17 protein-coding genes and 1 tRNA gene are annotated in these 22463 nt (G+C 41.4%); 6 read left to right on the forward strand and 12 right to left on the reverse strand.

Translation table 11 applies throughout. The annotated features are described in order from the left end of the window. Window positions 1-214 precede the first annotated feature (214 nt). Window positions 215-742 (forward strand): DNA starvation/stationary phase protection protein Dps, encoded by a 528-nt coding sequence (gene dps / locus CZ794_RS03025; protein ID WP_227681242.1) that lies wholly within the window; start codon window positions 215-217, stop codon window positions 740-742. A 141-nt stretch (window positions 743-883) separates the two neighbouring features. Here the strand turns inward: dps and CZ794_RS03030 are convergent, their stop codons facing one another. The 8 genes from CZ794_RS03030 to CZ794_RS03065 form a co-directional block, all read right to left on the reverse strand. After that, complete coding sequence (locus tag CZ794_RS03030; RefSeq protein WP_087040151.1) at window positions 884-1447, reverse strand: DUF2059 domain-containing protein; 564 nt, start codon at window positions 1445-1447, stop codon at window positions 884-886. A 32-nt stretch (window positions 1448-1479) separates the two neighbouring features. Then, the gene (locus tag CZ794_RS03035; protein WP_087040152.1) at window positions 1480-2547 is read right to left on the reverse strand and encodes a cation diffusion facilitator family transporter; all 1068 of its coding nucleotides are present in this window, start codon (window positions 2545-2547) and stop codon (window positions 1480-1482) included. A gap of 195 nt (window positions 2548-2742) precedes the next feature. Beyond that, window positions 2743-3297: an acyl-CoA thioesterase gene (locus CZ794_RS03040; RefSeq protein WP_087040153.1), complete on the reverse strand. Its 555-nt coding sequence runs from the start codon at window positions 3295-3297 to the stop codon at window positions 2743-2745. Window positions 3298-3457: 160 nt separating this feature from the next. Beyond that, window positions 3458-3868: a DUF2177 family protein gene (locus CZ794_RS03045; RefSeq protein WP_087040154.1), complete on the reverse strand. Its 411-nt coding sequence runs from the start codon at window positions 3866-3868 to the stop codon at window positions 3458-3460. A gap of 71 nt (window positions 3869-3939) precedes the next feature. After that, window positions 3940-5334, reverse strand: coding sequence for a cyclopropane-fatty-acyl-phospholipid synthase family protein (locus tag CZ794_RS03050; protein WP_087040155.1), 1395 nt, complete (start codon window positions 5332-5334; stop codon window positions 3940-3942). A gap of 107 nt (window positions 5335-5441) precedes the next feature. Further along, a complete protein-coding gene (locus CZ794_RS03055) occupies window positions 5442-6470 on the reverse strand; it encodes a DUF1365 domain-containing protein (protein WP_087040156.1) in 1029 nt (342 codons plus the stop codon). A 60-nt stretch (window positions 6471-6530) separates the two neighbouring features. Continuing rightward, complete coding sequence (locus CZ794_RS03060; protein WP_087040157.1) at window positions 6531-8246, reverse strand: NAD(P)/FAD-dependent oxidoreductase; 1716 nt, start codon at window positions 8244-8246, stop codon at window positions 6531-6533. Between the two features lie 70 nt (window positions 8247-8316). After that, on the reverse strand, window positions 8317-9054 hold the full coding sequence (locus CZ794_RS03065) for an SDR family NAD(P)-dependent oxidoreductase (RefSeq protein WP_087040158.1): 738 nt from the start codon (window positions 9052-9054) through the stop codon (window positions 8317-8319). Between the two features lie 458 nt (window positions 9055-9512). On the opposite strand from CZ794_RS03065, the gene CZ794_RS03070 reads away from it, so the two are divergent. Beyond that, window positions 9513-10715 carry a pyridoxal phosphate-dependent aminotransferase gene (locus CZ794_RS03070; RefSeq protein ID WP_087040159.1) on the forward strand — a complete coding sequence of 401 codons (1203 nt, stop codon included), beginning with the start codon at window positions 9513-9515 and terminating at the stop codon, window positions 10713-10715. A gap of 258 nt (window positions 10716-10973) precedes the next feature. Further along, window positions 10974-11049 (forward strand) — tRNA-Asn (locus CZ794_RS03075). A 126-nt stretch (window positions 11050-11175) separates the two neighbouring features. Here the strand turns inward: CZ794_RS03075 and icmH are convergent. From icmH to CZ794_RS03095, 4 genes are all read right to left on the reverse strand, one after another. Further along, complete coding sequence (gene icmH / locus CZ794_RS03080; RefSeq protein ID WP_087040160.1) at window positions 11176-11988, reverse strand: type IVB secretion system protein IcmH/DotU; 813 nt, start codon at window positions 11986-11988, stop codon at window positions 11176-11178. A gap of 172 nt (window positions 11989-12160) precedes the next feature. Next, window positions 12161-13507 (reverse strand): type VI secretion system baseplate subunit TssK, encoded by a 1347-nt coding sequence (gene tssK / locus CZ794_RS03085; protein WP_087040161.1) that lies wholly within the window; start codon window positions 13505-13507, stop codon window positions 12161-12163. Window positions 13508-13516: 9 nt separating this feature from the next. After that, the gene (locus tag CZ794_RS03090) at window positions 13517-14053 is read right to left on the reverse strand and encodes a type VI secretion lipoprotein TssJ (protein WP_179207227.1); all 537 of its coding nucleotides are present in this window, start codon (window positions 14051-14053) and stop codon (window positions 13517-13519) included. Between the two features lie 187 nt (window positions 14054-14240). Beyond that, window positions 14241-15047, reverse strand: a complete 807-nt coding sequence (locus tag CZ794_RS03095) for a M15 family metallopeptidase (protein WP_256958846.1) — start codon at window positions 15045-15047, stop codon at window positions 14241-14243. 648 nt (window positions 15048-15695) lie between these two features. Between CZ794_RS03095 and CZ794_RS03100 the strand changes: the two genes are divergently transcribed. The 3 genes from CZ794_RS03100 to tagF all read left to right on the forward strand — a co-directional run bounded on the left by CZ794_RS03100 (window position 15696) and on the right by tagF (window position 22402). Further along, entirely contained in the window at window positions 15696-17330 is a 1635-nt protein-coding gene (locus tag CZ794_RS03100; protein ID WP_087040163.1) for a hypothetical protein, read from the forward strand. A 66-nt stretch (window positions 17331-17396) separates the two neighbouring features. After that, window positions 17397-21425 (forward strand): type VI secretion system membrane subunit TssM, encoded by a 4029-nt coding sequence (gene tssM / locus CZ794_RS03105; protein WP_087040164.1) that lies wholly within the window; start codon window positions 17397-17399, stop codon window positions 21423-21425. Next, complete coding sequence (gene tagF / locus CZ794_RS03110; RefSeq protein ID WP_087040165.1) at window positions 21422-22402, forward strand: type VI secretion system-associated protein TagF; 981 nt, start codon at window positions 21422-21424, stop codon at window positions 22400-22402. Before tssM ends, tagF begins: the two co-directional genes overlap by 4 nt. The last annotated feature ends 61 nt before the right edge of the window (window positions 22403-22463 follow it).

The following is a 22463-nucleotide window of genomic DNA, read 5'->3' on the forward strand; positions in this document are numbered from 1 at the left end:
AAAGATACTATTTATTGAGAAACAAACCTTTTACCGTTGTAAAAAACGCACATAGAATGGGATAAATTTACAAAGAATTTCATGATTAACAAACCCATTACACGACCACCTAACAAAGCATAACGCTTGAGGGTTTCATCTTTTGCAGAAGCTGCTATTATCGACAATGAATTAACAAGCAGTCGTTAAGTACCATATTAATAACAAAATATTAATTAGAAAATTCAAACTTAATAAAACTAAGAGAACGGAGAAAATTATGAGAGAACGTTTCGCAAGTGGCATTTCAGACGATACTGCCAAAAAAATGATTGAGCTATTGAATGCAAATTTGGCCAACGTTATTGACCTAACTTTAGACGGTAAGCAATGCCATTGGAACCTACAGGGCACTGGCTTTATTGGTGTGCATCAGTTATTAGACGACACAGCAGATCGCATTCGTGAAGTATCAGACATGATTGCTGAGCGTATTGTAATCTTGGGTGGTCAGCCAAACGGTCTAGCCAGCCGAGTAGCCAAAGACTCTATTTTAGACGACTATCCAACCGATATTACTGAAGTAGATCAGCATGTCCGTGAAATCACCAGCCGCTATAAAAAAGTAGCTGAAACTTTACGTAAAGCTATCGATACTGCAGGCGATGCAGGTGATGAAGATACTGCCGATTTATTAACAGAAGCTAGCCGCATCATCGATAAAGATGCATGGTTCATCGGTGCAAACGCGCCAAAGAACTAAGTTTCTAAGTATTTAACCAACTACTGCTAAGATGATTTAGAAAACAAGAAAAAAGGTCGCTCTATTGAGTGACCTTTTTTTGTGCGCGCTTTTTATCTCACTTTCAGTTTTGACAATATCTACAAGAGTTACCTACCAGTCTTATTTTTCGCTTGTCAAAGCTTTAAGGTCTGCTGCCATCTTTGGTATCACCTCTTGCATTTTTTTCATGGTTGATTCCATAATAATGGGCATAATTTGCGCCATATAATCTTTCATCATTGCTGGCTGCTTGTCGATAATACTCTGACCAACCTCTGTACTATAGAATTCAATCTGTGCATCAACTTCTTTTTGGTCAAAATGTTTTTTGGCAGACTGCATATACATATTAACTATTTGTTTATTGATACCTTCTACATTGTCCCGTTTGGTCATCTCTTTACTATACTTAAGGATGATCTCATCAAAACGTTTGCGCTGCGCCGCATTCAATTCGTTGTTAGGCATTGAGGCCAACATCGTTTTCATCATTTCTTCTGTCATCTCATTGTCACTAGACATATCATTCATTGTCTCTACAATCTTCGTAACTTTGATTAACTTCATTAAAGAAGCATCTGTTGGTACAGCTGCTTGTGCAGACAGCGTTGGAACCACCATTGCAGTCATGGCACTTACGCTCAATGTGATGGCAAAAGCAGAACTTTTTAGTAGTGATGTCATAGAGTCATTACCTAGTTACGAGTAGTTGTATGTTATTGAGTTAAGTCGTCGTTTTCTAACACTAAAACTGCTGCATTAGGCACGGATAAAGTCAAGATCGCCTCTTGAAATAGGGAGTTAGCCCGAAACTGGTTTTCTATGTCTTCAAATTTTTGGGCAAGCTCTTTTTCTTTTTGGTTACCAGCAATATCTACAGCTGCCACCATAAATATTTTTTTGGGCCCTACCCATTCTAAATGTAGATACGACACACTGTCTATGTCTGGATGAGTGAGTAACTCATTTAGGGCATAATCGTGTATTTTTTTAGACACTTTATAACCGACCAAGAAGTCTCGGTTACGACTGATTAAGAAGATAGCCACTGCACCCAATAACAATCCGACAATGATAGAACCTAATGCATCCCAAAACGGCTCGCCTGTGTAGGCATGCATACCCATCGCTGCTGCTGCAATGATCAAACCTGTCACCGCCGCCAAATCCTCAAAAAACACCCCACGCAACGTTGGGTTTGAAGTACTAACCACATAACCGATAGCGCTCACATTCATGGCTTGACCATGTTTTTTGCTTTGCAAGTATGCTTGGACGAGCGAAAACCCTTCTAATAAAAAAGCGACCGCCAACACAATAAATCCGATGGTATAGTTAGTCTCACTCTCCGCTGCATTCCACTCGGTGATACCCGTATAAATGGAGACGATAGAGCCTGCCATGAATACCCCAAAAGCTGCAATCATCGACCAGACGTACGACTCCTTACCATAACCCAAAGGATGACTCACATCAGCAGGTTTTACTGCCTTTTTTTCGGCCACAATCAATAAGGTACCATTGCCTGCATCTGCCCAAGAATGCGCAGATTCTGCAATCATAGAAGCGGAACCTGTCATAAATGCGGCTATTGTTTTTGCAATGGCAATAATGACGTTTGCCCCAACGGCAATCAATACAGTAATCAATGAACTAGAATGCTGCTGGTCGTTATAGTCCGCCATGGAACCGTTGCTGATTTTACTAGTACCGCGTACACCGCGCGATATTGGTTGAACGGGCGCAGAACGGTGTGAATTGTTTTTTGATGATCTTACACTCATAGCAGTCTCAATAAGGTAACCAATGGCTTACCATGGTTTTTACAATGTCTTTATTTTAGTCATGCCTAGTCAGGCTATCTTAAAAATCCAAATTGAGGATAACCTATTCCCACATATAGTATCAGTGGTTTTTTGGTGTTAGTGGCTCATGATTAAACTTGTATAAAAATTGCGATTTAACGATGAGATAGCGCGTTACTTTGAGTGTTCCTCATCATCGTAAGTCAGCTCCCCGACCATGTTTTCTAAGTCGCAGCTTGGGCGATGTGAGCTTTCCATGCGCAAACTTTTACGCTCTAAAGCTGCATCAGCACGGCACTGCTGCATTTTATCTTTAATAATAAGCGGAGGCACAGTCGTAGGCTTACCTTTGTCATCAATTGCTACCATCGTAAAATAGCAGCTGTTGGTATGGCGTACCGTACGAGCACGTACATCTTCCGCTTCGACTCGGATACCAATTTCCATTGAAGTATTGCCCACATGATTGACGCTGGCAGCAAATGTCACAAGCTCACCCACATAAATGGGTTCACGGAACATAACTTGGTCGACAGACAATGTCACGACGTAACTACCACTATAACGGCTGGCACACGCATAGGCGACCTGATCAAGCATTTTGAGCAAATCACCACCATGTACATTGCCAATAAAATTTGCCATGTCAGGCGTCATGAGAATCGACATATATAGTTCATGGTTCAACGGCGCTTTTTTAGCAGTCGAGCTGGTATTATATTGCGGCATAACGTTCCTTACGATTGTCTAAGACTTATTTATTTAAAACTTGTTTAAAACTTATTTGTTTCAGGCAGTACTTGTACCATAGCAGACAGCATAGCGCAGATAGCTACCTATTGGCTAATGGTCTGGGTTACATAAATCCGTATTTTTATAATGGTTTCAATCAGCTTAACCAGTGAAAACGATAGGCAAGCCAAGCAACGATAGCACTGACTGAACCAGTCAAAAAGCCACCCCAAACAAAATCCACCAGTGCGGTATCTAATGTAAAACCTTTATACAGTGCCAAATTGGTAAAATCATATGTCCCGTAGGCCATAAGACCAATCAATCCACCCAATAAGAAAATATGACCAATCGAAGCACCTGCTTTGATTTGTGGGTATAAAATTAATACGCAAAGCGCCAGTATATAAAACATATAAAACACGCCAGCAGCGACCATATTGGGTTCATCAGCCAATAAATGACCAATACGCGACTCATAAAAAGCCCCTTTCATGGTCGTGAGCCAAACGGCATCAACGCCCAAGAAGATGACGACAGCAGCAAGATAGATAAATACATAAGCCATATCAACGTCCTTTTATTTAAAGTATGTGAATCGCTGCCTACACGGCAACGATCATAATGACAACTGTCTTATCAACCGTTAGAGCTATCAAGAGCAGGCAAATCAGCAAAGTGCATCATATCGATATTATCCGGCTTAACTGCCGTCAATTGTACCACGCCAATTGTCCGCTCTAAAAACCCGCCTTCGCAATAACAAAAGTAAAAATTCCACAAGCGAATAAAGGCATCGTCATAACCCAACGCTTCGATTTCTGTACGCTGATCCATAAAAGCAGCGCGCCAGTCGCGTAACGTATACGCGTAATCAAAGCCGTAATCGTGCAGCTGTTTGATAACCATGTCCGTCTGCTCAGCGAACTGATTGTTGAGCTCTTGGTTGGAGAGTAAACACCCCCCTGGGAAAATATGTGTCTGTATAAAATCCACTGATTCTAGATAATCTTGGTAATTTTGGTCGTTAAAGGTAATTGCTTGCAATACCATCAACCCTGTTGGCTTAAGCAAACTGTTACACTTGGCAAAAAAAGTTGGTAGATACTCATGTCCAACCGCTTCAATCATCTCAATGCTGACCAACTTGTCGTATTGCCCAGTCAACTCACGATAGTCTTGCTTAAGTAAGGTGATTTTATCTGATAGTCCTGCTGCTCGTACTCGGCGCTGCGCCTCATCATACTGTGCGTCAGAGATGGTGGTTGTGGTGATTTGGCAGCCGTAATGTTTGGCTGCATAAATGGCGAAACCGCCCCACCCTGTGCCAATTTCTATCACATGATCCTCAGCAGTCAGTTGTAATCGTTGGCAAATAAGTGCCAATTTATGCTGCTGTGCATCAGCCAGTGTTACGTCAGGCGTGCGATACACAGCTGACGAATACATCATCGTCTCGTCTAAAAAACGCTGATACATATCATTGCCCAAGTCATAGTGAGCAAGAATGTTTGATTTGGCACCAGATTGATCATTGCTGCGTAGTTGATGCTTGGCTTTTTCAAACGCCTTACTCACACCAGCGAAGCGATTTTCTAACTTATTTAACACGGCTAAGTTGCGAGCTGCCAATCGAATCAGTCCAGTCAAATCATCCGTATCCCACTCAGCGTTGATATAGCTGTCTGCTAATGCAATAGAACCACCGAATAATAATTGACGATAGACGGCACTGTCGTGAATCGTTAGCGTGACGTGTAGTGCATGACGGCCGACAGCCGAGCTGCTTGCCGTACTGGTTGCTACGTTACCGAAGCTACTTTTGGTCGGTGCTTTTTTACCAAACGCTTCGATCAAAGTCAGACTACCGAACTGCATATGTGTTAATGCTCGAAAGATAAGCTTTCTTGCCAATTGATTGACCCCATCATTGACAGGTTGCAGAATAGCACTCTCTTTTACTACTTTATTCACCCGTTCAGATAACTTTTCTAATGCTGAAGTAGGTGCGCGGTCGGTCGGTCGTGCTGGCATCGTATGCAAATCCTTGTCTAAGCTATTTTATGTATGAGTCTTATGATTAAAATATTGTCTAAATATTCAGACAGCAATTAACTTCTTTAATATTGCTTCTTAAGCGGTTACTTTTTAGCATTTGTTCTGCTTTGTTTGCTATTTGCCAATTTTTCATCGTAGTTGACATAAGGCACTTTTTTGATCGCATAGAGTTTGAACGCATGCCAATAAATACGCCCTAAAGACGTTATGTTCATCAGCGGATTTTGTTTTAAGCTTGTGCGTACCGTCTCATCTGTCATTGGTACACCTGATATCTTGATACCTGTTTTTAGCACCTCACCGCGCTCATCACTGATATCAATTGCAATGCGAACGTGTAGACCCGAATCTAATTGCGTCTTTATTCCCTCTTTTTTAGCAGGCTTTACCGTAACCTGCCAACAATACAGCTGATCGATCGGATTAAAAGGTGACACATGAAAGTCTTTATCATGACAAAACTCAGTGTTTTCACCTTCTAATAAAAACCCATAACAGTGGCGTTTGTCCCATGGTGTATTAGAGACCTCGGCCAATAAGTGAGTGGGCATTTGCTGCTCATCAAAACCCAAATAAAAATTGACAGGGCTAAAATACAAGCCAGCATTACGGCAAACCACAAGTCCAAGCATATCCCCTACTGGTGCGCTACCAGCATAAATAGTAAACGCTTGGGTGAGACGCTGATGCAATGCGTGATAGTGATTTGAATCATCATTAATATCACTATCACTTAGGCTATTGATATCTTTTAAATAATCATTGGGACAAAACTGCTGCAATGCTTTTTTGCTTACTGAAAATAATGGCAGTTTTTTTGCTCGCAAATTCTTTAGCAGTCGCTGCTTTAAAGAGGATTTACCTGATGGCTGTTTTTTCAAAGCTTGATGCTGATTAAAAATGGGCACACCTATCTCAGGCAATTCCTCTCCCCTGACCAATGCACTGATATTCACGCCCCAATAGCGATAAAGATAGGCAAATTTATGCGCACTTGGCAGTAGTCGACTGTGCCAAGTTGTCCCTTCAAACAATTGATGTGACAAAGTGGTAGTGCCTTCAGAAGCTTTATGGTTTTTTGGAACATCAGAACACTGAAAGGGGGTGGTCATATATATTCTCTTCTGTCACAGGCCATTTTTACGAATATTTCTTACCAAGCATTTTTGTCATCATTTGGGTTTACGGCGTCCAAATAACCATTTTTTCTTAGTTGCATGAGCATCAGTGGCTGAGATTTGTAAGCGCTCTGCGTAGTCAACCAATTCTTGATTGGTCGTTGCGATAGCGACCTCGCGCTTATTTAGTTTACGCAACCTTGTATCCGCTTTTATCGGTAAGTCTTTATAACGAAATGGGGTATTCGTACTATCCGCATCAGGCAAGTGCGTCGGGTCAACTTCTTCTCTTATATCGATATCATAGCCAAGTGATTGGCATACTTGTAGACCACTGCGTACGCCATCTTCGTGAAACCCATTAAACCAATAAGCCCCGCAGAAATGCGTGTGTAATCCATTGCCAGAGATACTCGACCATCTGTTTTGAGCGGCAATAGCGGCCTTATCAAATACAGGATGACTATAATCAATGCGCTTAATCACTTGCTTGTCATCGATATCATAATTGAGAGTCACCAGATAATTGTGCTTTTTGGTCAGGCGCTGCAAGATATTCATATGGTACGTGAGCACAGGTTTGACTGGTATTTTACTATTGCTCGTATTGGAGTCGTCACTTACTTCTGTACCCAAGTCATTCTCGTCTATCAGGTAGTTCCAGCTTGCCCAAGCCAACGGTTTTTTGGGTAAGACGCTGGTGTCGGTATGAAGTATGGCTGTATTGTCAGTAAAACGAAAATGACTCAGGACGTCCGTTTCATCCATACTGGCATCTTTGAGAATTTTGAGCGCAGTATCAGAATGACAAGCAAAAATGACTTCATCGAATACCAAATTTTCGCTGCGACTCTTTGAGTCACCTGTAGTCTGGACTGTCAATACCACTTGATCATGCTCACGTACCACAGATTGTACTGGGCTGTTTACTCGCACCTTGCCGCCTGCTTTAATAAAGCGTGGAATCAGCTTATTGACATACTGCTTTGAGCCACCCTTGATCGTAAACCATTGCGGACGATTGACCACATCTAGCAAACCGTGATTATCAAAGAACTGTGCAAAAAATACCAATGGGAAATCTTGCACTTCATCCAAACTGGTTGACCAAATAGCAGAAACCATTGGCAATAGATAGTTGTCTAAAAACAACTCACCGTAGCGTTTTTGAGCAAGATAACCGCCAAGCGTTTGCTCGGTAAAGCTACTAACGTCTTGTCCTTGTACACGCGCCGCTTCATAATCTTGACGAAGCTGCTTGATGTGCTTATTAAACTGTAAAACATCTTTGATAAACTGCCAAAACTTTGGGTTCAATACATTCTTACGCTGCGACAATAACGTATTTAGCGTATGACCATTGTACTCAAAATGACGTGCTGTATTTTTTACTGAAAAGCTCATGTCCGTCGCTTGAAACGGTACTTTTAAATCGTACAATAGACGAAAAAAATTCGGATAAGTGCGCTCATTAAAAACAATAAACCCTGTGTCTATTGCGCTGGTTTCTGTGTTACTGGCTTTTGACTTTTTGCCATCTTGTAACGACACATCAATGGTATTTACATGACCACCGATGTAATCATTGGCTTCAAACACAGTCACATCATGTTCTTCGATTAGATAATGCGCACAAGTCAGCCCTGACACGCCCGAACCAATAATGGCGATACGCTTTCTAGGTTGGAGCTGATCATCGTTTTTTATCGTTTTGGTATTTTGCTTCGCTGTCTTTGAGTTACGTGCTTGCTTTAAGCGATGCGACAACATAAAGGCATTCCTATCCGTGTGATTGAGTAATTTTTACTTATTAAACTGCCTATCTAGCAATCATCATGTACTATTTTTTATTGATTTTTTCACTGACTTGCTGCCAAACCAAATCTGGTAATGTGCCTAGCGCTTTTAATGGTAAGGTCAGCTTTTTAGGAAATTCGATGACTTCATGACCGCTCTCAATACCATCACGAATGGCTTGACTCGCTTGCTTTGTGGTTTGAATAAATGGCATTGGAAAATCGTTCTGTTTGGTCATCGGCGTTTCAACAAAACCAGGCACCACAAGACTGACTGCAACATCATGGGGAGCCAGACTGATTTGTAAGGTTTTCATTAAATAATGAACGGCAGCCTTTGAGCTTCCATAGGCTTCTGCGCGGGCAAAAGGTACGTAGGCAGAGGCTGAGCCAATACCAACCAAACGACCTTTTGACTCAATCAGCTTAGGTAATACGCCCTCAATGGCATGCGATAACGTACCTAGGTTCACTGACATGACTTTCATAAATTTGGCACTATCAAAGTTTGGCATATCCAGATATTCACACATGCCTGCCCCGCAAATGGCTAAATCCACTCTGCCAATTTTGCCAAAAGCTTCAATCACTTCTTCTTGATTCATCAAATCCAACTCAATAGTTTCGGCTCCCAATGACTTAAGTTCAGCCAATGCATCGTCGTCACGACCAACCGCATAAACGTGATGGTTTTCTGATAAATAGTCTTTAGCCAGTTGATTACCAATACCAGAGGTTGCTCCAGTGATGAGAATGTGCTGTTTTTCAGTAGATGCTGTCATAATAAGCGCCCTTTTCATTATAATTTTAGTCAGATATTTGCCATTGTCTCAATCGTTAAGTAGCTTTTTCACCTACTCATTACTGACTGCAATATTCAAAATATTGGTCAAATATTTTTAAGCTTTTATTCATCTTATTTAATATATCTAAATAATGATAGCGTAAGAGAATGGATTTATTGTTGTGGTTTCGAAATTGTGTCATATAGTCATGTCAAATCTTACGTATTCTATCTATCATCACTGTAGTTTTTTTACCCATGTATTTATGTTCGTGTACTCGTCATCTTCTGTTACCGCCAATATAAGACAGTGCAATGACAGCATGCTACAATCTCTACTGCTACACCCAAAGCGCCTGTGATTGTCAATGGTCATTAAGCATGGCTTTTACAATAAATTAAAAAGCGCTATCCCTAATAATAGATTTACCCACTCCAATATAAAAAGGATCTCTCATGAGCGAGTTACAACTGTCTGACCGCGTTAATAGCATCAAGCCATCACCGACTCTAGCGATTACGAATAAAGCCAAAGAACTAAAAGCGGCTGGTAAAGATATTATTGGTCTAGGCGCTGGTGAACCAGATTTTGATACGCCAGAACATATCAAAAAAGCAGCAATTGATGCAATCAACAATGGTTTTACCAAATACACTGCTGTCGATGGAACGCCAGAGCTCAAGAAGGCTATCATTGAGAAGTTTAAGCGCGACAATGACATCAGCTACGAGCCTAACGAAATCCTAGTATCAGTCGGTGGTAAGCAATCGTTTTTCAACCTTGCGCAAGCTTTCATCAATCCAGGCGATGAAGTCATTATTCCAGCACCATACTGGGTCAGCTATCCCGATATGGTTATCATCGCAGAAGGCGTGCCTGTCATTGTTAAATGTCCTGCTGAGCAAGACTTCAAAATCACGCCTGAGCAACTAGAAGACGCCATTACTGACAAAACCAAAATGCTGGTATTAAACAGTCCTTCCAACCCGACTGGTATGATTTATACGCTAGATGAGCTAAAAGCCATCGCTAAAGTACTGAAAAAGCATCCACACGTGTATGTGGCATCAGATGATATGTACGAGCATATCCGCTGGACGGGTGATAAGTTCTACAATATCTTGAATGCAGCGCCTGAGCTTAAAGATCGCGCCATTATCTTAAATGGTGTTTCAAAAGCATATGCAATGACAGGCTGGCGTATTGGCTATGCAGGCGGCCCTGCTAAGCTGATTGGTGCAATGAAAAAAGTACAATCACAGTCAACCTCGTGCCCAACCTCTATCAGCCAAGTGGCGGCAGAAGTCGCAATCAGTGGCGATCAAAGTGTATTAGAGCCAATGGTAGCGGCGTTTGAGAAGCGTTGCGATTTGGTTGTAGATGGTTTAAATGCCATCAAAGGTATTACTTGCCTACGTCCTGACGGCGCATTTTACGTCTACCCAGAAATCAAACCTCTGATCAAAGCAGCTGGTCTATCGTCATGCACTGAATTTTCAGAATGGTTATTAGATAAAGTGGGTGTGGCGGTTGTACCGGGTGATGCCTTCGGTCTTGGTGGTTACATGCGTATCTCTTACGCAACCGATGAAGCCACATTAAAAGATGCTTTATCTCGTATCGAAAAAGCGGTTGCTGATTTAGACGTTGCCGAATAATTCTTAGCCAGTTATTTGTTTTAAAAATATGTTGATAAGTAAAGACGCCACATGCGCTCTATGTGGCGTCTTTTTTGTACGTGTTTTAAGATTTTTGGATAAAAATCTCATATTACGTCATTAAAATAACAATTTTGATTAATTATGCAAAAAAACGCTTGACGTATTTTTTATCTTTGCTAGAATACGCCCCACTTAGCAAGAACTCGTTAGAGACTTCTAAGGCTCGTTGTCAGACAGTAAATGTCTACAGCCTATTCTCCAATAGCTCAGTTGGTAGAGCAACGGACTGTTAATCCGTGTGTCCCTGGTTCGAGCCCAGGTTGGAGAGCCACATTCTAGTAGTAAATTATTGAGTCATCTTTGATTCGATTATGGCATTTGCCAAGACCCTCATCACTTTGATGAGGGTTTTTTTATGGTTTAAGCATTTTACCTTTGACACTATTTTGCATAGCCATTAGGGTAAGAAAATCGAGATATGCGCCTGCTCTTTGTTTTCTTGAATCACATGATCGTATGCTGACAGTTGATTGTCAGAGAAGCTATTAGTAAGCTGCCACATGGTGGCAAATATTGCACTCAACAATACGGCAATCACAGCAAGAATAACCCATAGTGGTGTTTCACTCGTAAGCGTATGTTTGATTTGATCAGGTATTGCCCAAAATGGTGAAAACTCGTTCTTATTGCCCCGCAAGTGCTCAATTTCATCACCCAAACGCGAGATAAGATAGCGGATTTTTTCGGGGGCTTCTAGGCGATACTTGCCTTGGAAACCAAGTAGCATAGCATAGTGATAAATTTCTAGCGCAGGGAGACGTTTCTCACCTTGCTCACGCAACCTATCTAAACGCTCAAAAAACTCATTACCAGCAATTTGTGAGCCAAACAAATCAAGCTGTAAAGGGTTGAGCTCCCATGTATCTTTGAGGGTCTGAAACTCAGGCTCTTGCGACGTCATAATTGTCTCATCAACCAAAGCACAATAAGCGTATTTTGCTTCATGAATGTCTTCTGACAAAAACCCTTTTTTGCGAGCATCATTCTCAAATTTATCTAAAAACGCATATATTTTTTGGCGAAATTCATAGGGCTTGGTACTAAAGTAATGATTGCGTAATAAGAACACCAAGTAAAAGCCATCATACATGATATCGACCAGCGACTGGCTGCTGATACGTTTATCAAGACCAGTTGCTGAAACTTTTGAGGCGACTTCACCTGAATCTAGTAAAGAAGGTGCCGCACCCATTGAGTTATTCCCTGACATGACTGTTCCTAATGCAAATTGTTTGAAATGCTGATTATTTGAAATATTGATGAATATAAAGGTATTAAAAACTGCTTAGCCGTGAAAGATCTTTACCAGCAGAGATGGCAAGCGACACGTCACCTACAGAAGCGGCCCTTTCATACACCTATCGTCAAAAAACTTTAACAACTTATTGTACGATGGCCATTAGCTCGATTTTTAGGTCATCAAAGCCATTCGGTACATAAATACAGAGAGATTCTGACTTTATCATCTCTTCGTACAGCTCACCTACTGGCTCAATCGTAAAGTAGCTAAATCCTGGTCTGACAGGTATCGCACTAGGTACTTGAGTCACATGTGTAACAGGCGAACCTGGTAACGCTGACAACACACGTTTTTCGACAGAGTCAGGCGTTGCCACCTTAAAACGCCGCGGTACGATATCAATTAATTCATGCATCGGTAATGAGGAACTAACAGACAGATACAGCTGTGAGCCACGTGTGACTTTATCACTACTCAGATCCCCTATATAGTAAGACGGTTTATTCTGACGCAATGGAATCGATATAAAATTACTGGCGATGACGGTGTTGAGCAATTCACGAATGATTAAAACAATACTGCTAAACGCTTCATGTGCATTATCATGATGATAAGCAGGCAAATCCCCTACTTTATATAATGAGCTAAAAGTGGCTAATTGACTGGCGACATTTAATAGCGCTTCATAAAGACGTTCTGGGTGTAAGCTGGCGTTGTTATATAAATGGCTCAATTGCGAGTAGGCTGTATTGAGCGTATGGAGCAGCCAAAAAGAGGCAATATCTGATGAGCGAAATTCTAGTAAGTCATTGTTGGACTGTCGATGATGGTCATACAGTGAGGTAGATTTGGTATTAATCATCGTCATCAAACGATAGACTTGACCCACGAGCGCAAGATTACTTTTGATATGAACACTCGGTACAATATAATCGTCATCTACCTGATACAGACCTTGAGTGGTCCGCACAAGCTTTGTGACCAATAGAGATACGGTGTCTCGACTGGGAGCCTGTGATGAATGACTCAACTGTAGACTTGGCGACAATTTAATGACATCGATAACGGCTTCAGCTGCTTGACTAAATAAATCTTGAGCTTCGACCGTACTTTTCACATAGCGGGCTGGATTGTCGCTGTGCTCAGCCTGTATATTACTACCACCACTATGAACTATCTCCAAGCTTAGAAATACAAAAATCTCATCGCTATTATCTTGATGGTTTAAGGTAATGGCTTTTGGTAAGGCGTCTGTACGAGGTGCTTGATATATTGTGCCATCTGGCAACACAGCATAGATGCTTTGAAAACTTAATATATTACTCTCTAAGAGTTGTTTATCAATCTGAACATCAGATATGCCATAAGCATACGGATGCATTAGCGTCATACTTAATGTTCGCTGTGCATTATGATAGGTGTCTTGAAGTTGAAAATGTTGAGGACGCAAAAACAGACCCTCACCCCATAGTACTCTGTGTTTACTCAAGACCGTCTCCTACAAACAGCTGACTAATGGCTGCTGATAATATTTAAGTTTGGTTGTAAATGCTGGCACCAGCTTTGTATCTATACCTTCTATGATAGTCACATCACACGCACCCACACCAAGTGTCAGTGGCACATCCGTAGTCAAACTGGCTATTGGGATAAGAAACTGAGAGCGTTTTTTGGTATGTCTTAATCCTACTTTCACTGCAATAAATTGTGTATCAGGTGGCATGGTCAATGTCAGACTGACGTCACGATTGGGAATAATACTGATCTCTTTTGCAGCCAGCGTCTCAGTTTCACTAAACTGACTTTCCTCTTCCAAAAACGCAACATATGCGGTACTTGCTGTCCCTTGCTTTGTACGTCCAGCGTTGGCATTGGCGGTAGGTTTGATAGTCAAAGCAAACTGTTGGCGCTTTAGTCGCTCTTGTAATGCCTGCTGCTCATCTCTCATCATTTCAAGTTGCTGCTGCTGACGCTCGACGTGCGCTCTTAGATTCTCTAAATCGCTATCGACCCTGCCTGCGCTACTGTCAGTCATAGTTTTAACATCGTTATTTATCAGAGAATCGCCCGCCTTGGCTGATTTTTTACTATTTATTTGACTCACTTGGTCGGTGCTACACCCCATTAAGACACTGCTGAATAAACAACTTATGGCGATCAAAGTCATGGGTAAAGTCTTACATATGTCCATTTTTTATATTTACCTTAAAATATTATTGTTATTATTGACTGGTTAATATTTCTGCCATTTCTGGACGACCGAGCACACCTTTTTTACGCAGCTCAACATGCCCCAAATCCATCATACGCCAGTCACCGCCCCACACAAGTCCAGCAGATTTGGCCACTTTACCATATAATTTATAACCCTGCATTGCCCAAGGATCCTTTTCACTAATGACAATCTTGCCATTCCTAATAAAAGCACTATCGGCTGCAAGACCAAACTGATGATAACTTTTGTATGATCCTGCTTTGGTTACATGAGAGCCTTTTTTAAGCAGTTTTGCCTGTCTTGCAGGACTTCGATAGCCTTCTAAAAGCACCATGTCATATCCATACTGATCACTCATAACCTTATATACCGTCAACAACCGTTGTACAAAATCTGAATTCATCTTTTTCCAGTTACGGTCAGCATTTTTGATATTGATATGGCCGCTATGTAAGTGTGAAGCCAGCATATCACCCGAATAGCCATTGGTATGATCTTGTGTATGTAGTTCAGACAAATCAGGTTCGGATAATATGAGTGGCCTATTATCCTCAGGCATATTCGTCTGGGTTTCTGGCCAATACCCTTCTTCTGTTTTGCTGGCTTGGTAACTGGCAATCTCAGCGTCGAGTTCAGCGAATAATTCTTCCGGCGGCGGCGGCGGCGGTCGTAGACGCTCGCCTATTAGTAATTGGCTAATCTGTGAGTTGGCTGTGCTATACGGTGTGTCTTGTACATGATACACCTCTAGAGAGTTATTCGTGATCAAGGCATAGCATAGTCCAGCAGTTGTCACAATTATCAGTAATGACAATACTGACACCAATGGGATTCGAGCAATATTCGGACGCGACAGAAAATTTTTCAATCGTTTGATATAAGAACGGAACAATTTGATTGCTGGTCGCTTCAATCGACGCTTGGTTTTAAAAACCTGTAATCGTTGCAAGAAAAGAACGGTTTTATGATATGAGCGTGTATATAACTGTCTATCAAAAAGCAGGCTCACTATAATGATAGAAACAACTATAAAGGTAGATACCAGCACATAAATCATAAGTAAAAGTTAGTAACCACAGTCATAAGCGTTAAATTTTAGAACATACGTCCGTCATTTTATTCAACGAGTATTATATAGATAAATAATGCGTTTTTAAAAATATTTGACTTAATTTTACTAATTTATCAATAACTTTTTAACCAAAACACCCGATAACCGCCCTTCAATGAACTAAAAATCTCAAATCACACCTAATATCCTTAAAAATCTGTCATTTTCATAAAATTATTTTGATACGGCGGTCTAAACCCAACTTTCTTTTAGACGTAAATTTGACAATGATAGAATAAAGTTCTCTTTTTTGTTGGCAAGCGCTGAGTAGATATCCTAGAATACCTCCTATAAAATTTTGCCATGTAGCTGTCGCTATGAAATAACCCAACAAAAAAGGAGTTTCAATAAGTGAGCGTAAAAAAAGTACTGTCATATGGACGCTTTTCTTTGACGCTTTGCTTAGCGTTGTATCTTGTGTTGGTGTGGCTTTATTTTAAAGACAATGCGCAACAACTTACTCCAGCGGGGTTACTACTGTGGTTCGTTATTATTCCTTTACTGCTGCTTGGCTCTATTCTGACGCTTCTATGGTGGCAAAAAAAACAAGAGAAAAATGAAAATAATCGGTCAGATAGCGATGTAAACACATCCAATGAAGACAACGAAACCACTATGCCTGAGACTCATCCGCTATTTGTTTATAGTCGCGTCTGCTTGCCCGAAGGAAACTGTTGGTCTGAGGTGATTGACAACAACGAAGATTTGACCGTATTGAGTGAAGAGCTCACAGACGCCTACGGGCTACCACTATTAGTCAAACCAATTACGAGGCTCACCGAAGCCGCCTTTTTACCAAAAGTGTATGGTTCAAGCTTAGATTGGGATGATGAGACATTCGAAGAAGAAGCTACCCATACACAACATCTAGCATCGCCAAACAGTACAACCTTACGCTTATATGCACTGGTTCATGAGCTGCTTAATTTGAGTGATGACATATTATCCAACCTTGCTCAGCATGTTTACCAATACCATTCTGAAGACAAGGAGCAGTCTAATTCAGCCATTAATGTTCATCCTGAATGGCAACAGCATTATTTGGTTGGTGCTAGTGAGCAAAATACTGATGAGACCTTATCTACTACTCATTCATTACCGCCGAAACTCTCTATTTATTTGTGTCTACCTAGCAGCGCCGATGCACCTTTTCTGACCACGGCAGTCAAAAACCAGCTAACAGAATATCTTATCCCAGAGACAGCCTTCTCGATTACGTCTATCGTCACTGATGATGACAGCCATGCAGTAGATAGCACGCCAACTTGCAATATCACTGCGTTTATCCATGAGCATGTAATGACATTGTCGCAGTCAGATGATCCTGAGCTGTGTTTGGTTTTGGTTGCAGACTCACAAATTAATGAGGAATGGTTAGATGATCATCCGATTACCAGCCACGATACAACTGCTGTTCCTACTGAGGCTGGTACGCTACTCATATTTTTTAATCAAGCTGCACAGAATGTCATCGATATTGATGACAAAGCCAGCGTATTGTTGACCGAGTTTGGTCCCTCTAATGATCAAAATGAAGAGAGCAACAATCGTCACTACCTTATGCATTTAACCGCCATTAAAAACCTGTTAATAAGAAATGCTATGTCACTCTCCTCAACCAACTCCGCAGAAAAAGAGGAGATTAAAAAACCTTCTGACAAGCAAACTGATACAAAAAACAAAACTAATGTTTCTCTTAAAGATATGAGCGTCACTGCTATTTCAGACATTAATCCACTAATACAATCTTACGATGTATCAGTATACTTAAATTTTCTTGAATCATTTATAGCACAGGAAGCTCTAGTAAAAGAACAACATTTAGGGCATTATATGCCACTAAATAGCTGGTTGAAATCTTTTATCAGCGTATCACTATTTGTTGATTTGGCTAATGATAGCAAACAAGAGTTAGAAAAAACGTTTTTGATTACTCAACATAAGAAAAGTACGCTGCTCTGGTTAGCTGATGTTTCTGATTCATAATTTTTACTGAGCTCTATTGTTGGAAATACTCATTTCATTATTTTAAGACCACACTAGGTAGCACGCATGTTTTCAAGGTTTTTTCATCTTATTTACAACCCAAGAGTATTGGTCATTTTGGGCATTATCGTCGCTCTAGTGTTGCTATATGACTACGTCTCTCTTAAGACATTTTTTATCATTATCAGTATGCTCATTACCTGTATGGTATTAGGAGCACTTGCTTATCATGTATGGAAAAAGCGCAAAGCCGCTTCAAATGAACTTAGTGACCTGGTACTGGTTGAAAAAAATAACGACAGCCAAGTGGATAACCATCACTTAGCAAAAGATGAAAACGCCCAAGAAGTACAAGCATTACGTCAGCAAATGCAAGACGCCATCAAAACCATTCGTAAGTCAAAGATTGGCGATCAGACGGGTAAGGCGGCATTATATGAGCTGCCGTGGTATATGGTCATTGGTAATCCAGCCGCTGGTAAAAGCTCAGCTGTCTTACATTCTAGTTTGAAATTTCCGTTTATGGAAAAAACCAATCAGCTTTCAGTAAAGGGGGTTGGCGGTACACGCAACTGTGACTGGTTTTTTTCAACCGAAGGCATTTTGCTCGATACGGCAGGACGATACTCTGTCTATGAAGAAGACCGTTCAGAATGGCTATCTTTTTTAAATTTGCTCAAAAAAAACCGACCTAAAGCGCCAATTAACGGCATTATTATCGCTGTTAGTATCGCTGAACTTACTAAGAATGATCCAAGCTATGCGTTAAATCTGGCCAAAAACTTACGCAGCCGAGTCCAAGATTTGACCGAACAATTAGAGGTTTATGCCCCTGTTTATGTGGTATTTACCAAGATGGATTTGATTTCAGGTTTCCGTGATTTCTTCAATGATTATGAACAAGAAGAACGCAGTCAAGTATGGGGCGCAACCATTCCCTATCCTGAAGACCCTGAAAATATCAATATTACCGATGTATTTGAAGAGCATTTTGGGGTATTGGTCAACGGCTTAAAGGATTTGAGTACAACGAAGCTGTCTTTGCGTCATCAGCGTACCGTATCACCAAGTCTAATGACGTTTCCTATCGAGTTTCAATCTTTGCGTCCGATGATACGCACGCTTATGCATGCTTTATTTGAAGACAACCCTTTTCAATTTAAGCCCATACTGCGTGGATTTTATTTTACTAGTGCCTTACAAGATGGCCAAGTTAGCAGCCAGATGACGCAGCAAATGGTACAAAACTATGATTTACACCCGCCAGCAGTACCCATAAACACTCAGCAAGAAACCAATGATAAGCCCTATTTTTTACAAGACTTGTTTTCAAAAGTTATCTTAAAAGATAAGCATTTGGTTAAGCAGCACAAAAACCGTAACAGACGCAGTTATCGCGCATTTGCAACGCTAGGGGCAGTGATTGTTTTATGCATGACAGTTGGTCTATGGACATGGTCATACACTAACAATAAACAGCTGACTGAACGCGTCGCGGCGGACCTACAACAAGTGGCTGAACAACAAAAAAATGCTAATGGTGATCTAAAATCTCAGCTTGAGTCACTGAGTATCTTACAAAGTCGTATTGAGCAGCTTGAAGGTTATGAGGAGGACAAACCTTTATCGTTAAGCTTTGGTCTCTATCAAGGGGATAAGCTTAAACAAAAACTGCTGACAGAATATTATAACGGCGTCAATATCATTGTCTTAACACCTACCACGCAAAACATAGAAAGATTTTTGACAGAGGTCAACACCAATGCCACGCAGTTAGAAGTGCGCACAGACGAATCCAGTCCTGATGAAAACTCTGAAACTGCCACGAATGACGCTTACATTCAGTCTGATCCTACTGATGTTGAAGATGCTTACAATGCGCTTAAAGCGTATCTCATGCTCGGCAACCATAATAATTTGGAAACCAGTCACTTAAGCGATCAGATGACCAGATTTTGGCGTAACTGGCTTGAAGCCAATCGTGCTGATATGCCCCATGACAAAATGATTCGCCAAGCCGAGCGTATCTTAAGTTTTACATTAGCGCATATCGATGATCCCAGTTTTCCCCTTATCCAAAACGACTTAGGACTGGTAGATAAAACTCGCCAGAATTTATCCAAAGTCAGTAAAGGCCAGCCTGCTCGTGAGCGTGTTTATTCTGAAATTAAGATGCGTTCTTCTGCTCGATTCCCATCAGTGACAGTCGCTCAAATCACTCAAAATACTACTAATGAAGCACTATTGGGCAGCTACGTCATTTCAGGTACGTTTACCAAACAAGCGTGGGAGTCTTTTGTCAGCGATGAGATTGATAAAGCCGCCACCACACGAGTGGTAGCAGACGATTGGGTACTAGCGACCAGTAGCCAAGACGATTTAACGTTGACTGGTAGTCCTGAACAAATCCGGCAGTATTTGGTCAGTCGCTATAAACAAGAATACATCAGTGAATGGAAACGCTTTTTGTCGCAGGTTTATGTTCGCGATAGTAAAAGCTTTGCTGACCATGCTGTCTTATTAAATCAGTTGTCTAATGCCACAGAATCACCCTTAAAGACTCTGTTTGAAACAGTGGACCGTCAAACTCAATGGGACAATAAAACGGCCAATCAAACCTCAAATACCAGCAGTCAGTCTCGTCGCTCATTTATCGATTGGTTCAAACAAACCATATTGCGTCAAAGTCCTGCTGAATTAAGACAAGCTGAAGCGGCGTTGAATAATAGCAGCGGGTCTAGCAACGCCACCTCTACTACTCCCACCACTTCGGGCGTAATCGCTCAAGAGTTCTCCTCTATACATGCTTTAGTGACGCCAAGAGAGGACAATCAAGACTTGTCGTTATTAGACAATTATATTTCAAGCTTAGGAAATATCAGAACGCGCTTTAACAATATTGCTCGTAGTAATGACATTGGTCCTGATGCGTTATTGTTTGCGTCACAGACCCTTAGCCCTGAAGGCTCAGAGCTAACAAAGTCTTTACAGATACTAGATGAGCAAATATTGAGCCAAGCCAACTCTGATATGAAGCAAATCGTGCGCCCTTTATTAAGTGAGCCCTTAACTCGCTCATTTAATATGCTACTAACCCCCACTAAAACGGAGATCAATAAGGTCTGGAAAGCGCAAGTACGTAAGCCTTTCCTCGATAATTTAGAGAAAAAATACCCGTTCACTGCCAATGCCAATTTGGAAGCAACACCGGCAGAGATTGGTCAGTTTTTTGGTGAAGATGGTTATGTCGCACGGTTCGTCAATGAGACATTGTCACCCTTTATCATTCGTCGTGGCGATCAAATCTCAAGTAAGATTTGGAATGGTGCTGGCTTGGGTCTGAATCCACAATTTGTCGCGGATTTTGGTCGCTACTTCGTTAACTATACTGGCAGTAATAATGCTAGCGCCTCTGGTTCAGGTAGCAGCACTAGTGCCTCCAATCAAACGACCTTTCAGATTATGCCGTTACCCGTCAGTGGTTTGACAGAATACACCATTGTAGTGGATGGTCAGCAGCTACGTTATCGCATGGGTACACAAGCGTGGACCACCTTTGTATGGCCAAACCCAAGCAGCCAACCTGGTGCCAGTATCAGAGCCAAGGATTATGATGGAAGGGATTTCACTATCTTTGAGGAAGCCGGTAGCTTTGGCGTAGAACGTCTGATTAATAGCGCCCGTCGCACTGAGCTGGGCGATAACATATTTGAGATGGCATGGTCAGGTGATGGTGTATCGATATCTGTACGTTTTAGGATCATTAGTGGCAGTAGCAATACGGCAAGCCAAGGGCGCTCTACCAATCCATTTACAGGTATGAAACTGCCAGATGAGGTTATTGCACTTGGTGTCACGCGTACAGCAAAACCCATTACTGATAGTAGTAATGCAGCAAATAACAGCATTGCGACTGTCGCTAATGGTTCAACAGCCAGTCCAATCGCTCAAACCCGTACAACCAGTACGACGCCTTCGACACCAGCAGGCCAATTAAATGTCACTGATAATGCGACTGATGATAGTCCTGCGCCAGCGAATGATTCTGCCAATGAGAACGCAAACGTAGCTGAGCAGGAGGCACCAACACCATGATCCCTGACTTTTTACCTTTAATATATTTTGGCAAACTGCCTGCTCGTGGAGATTTTATAAGGGCGCGCGCTCACATCGATGTGACCAATGCCATCGATGAATGGGTCAGTCAGGCCCTTGCTATTTCGGACAAAATATTCAATGAGCACCTGATAGATACGGCAAATACCAATAACCCTACCTTTTTAAACTTTAGTCATGTCGATACAAGATTGAATGAAGTGATTACTGGTGTTTTGGTTCCCAGTCACGATAGCGGCAACAGAAACTATCCGCTGATCGGTTTTGGAGTGCAGCACATTGATAAACCAAAAAACTGGATGAACTATCTGCCCGCTAAGTCATCGAGTCTTTGGAATGATACCTACGAAACCTTGAGTATGGCAAAGTCAAAAACTGACAGCACTCAGGTTATGGACTATCTGAATCGTAGCCAACTGTCTATTGATAATAGTGCCAGCACTTATTACTACGATTTTATCAACACCACCACGTTGCACGATATTGCCATCCTGATGGACATTGATAAATCGCAGCTGATACAGCAAATTATTGCTACAGGCTTATTGTTTTTACCGACTTTTACCAAAGGTTTTAGCGGACTGAATAAAACCATCTGCTGGTCGCTTCCGCCTGCTCAAGACAGTGCAATATATATGGCCACCTTTTGGCACGATCTCATTAATGGTTTTTATCAGCCACATCAGCTTTATCTAAACACTTACATATACCGAACTACCCACGGCTATCGTTTACTCTTGAATTTTAGCAAACCCGATGGACGCATACTGGAGCAAATCTCAACAGATGAGGCACTTTATCCTGAGGATTGGGTGGTTCTTGCCAACAGTGATTGGACACAAAGCTATATTGATGAAGACATTGGTTTGACTCGTTTTAACAAAATATTATTACAAGACAGCCTCTATTTGTACGATACAAGGCAACTGTTCAAAAAAACCTTTTTGGCACAGTAGTTTCATCTCATTCTATAAGTGTTTATCCATTACTCATTGCGCCATATGCTGCATTCAATCA

It is taken from the genome of Psychrobacter sp. JB385, assembly GCF_900163785.1.
In the GTDB taxonomy this organism is placed as follows: Bacteria; Pseudomonadota; Gammaproteobacteria; order Pseudomonadales; family Moraxellaceae; genus Psychrobacter.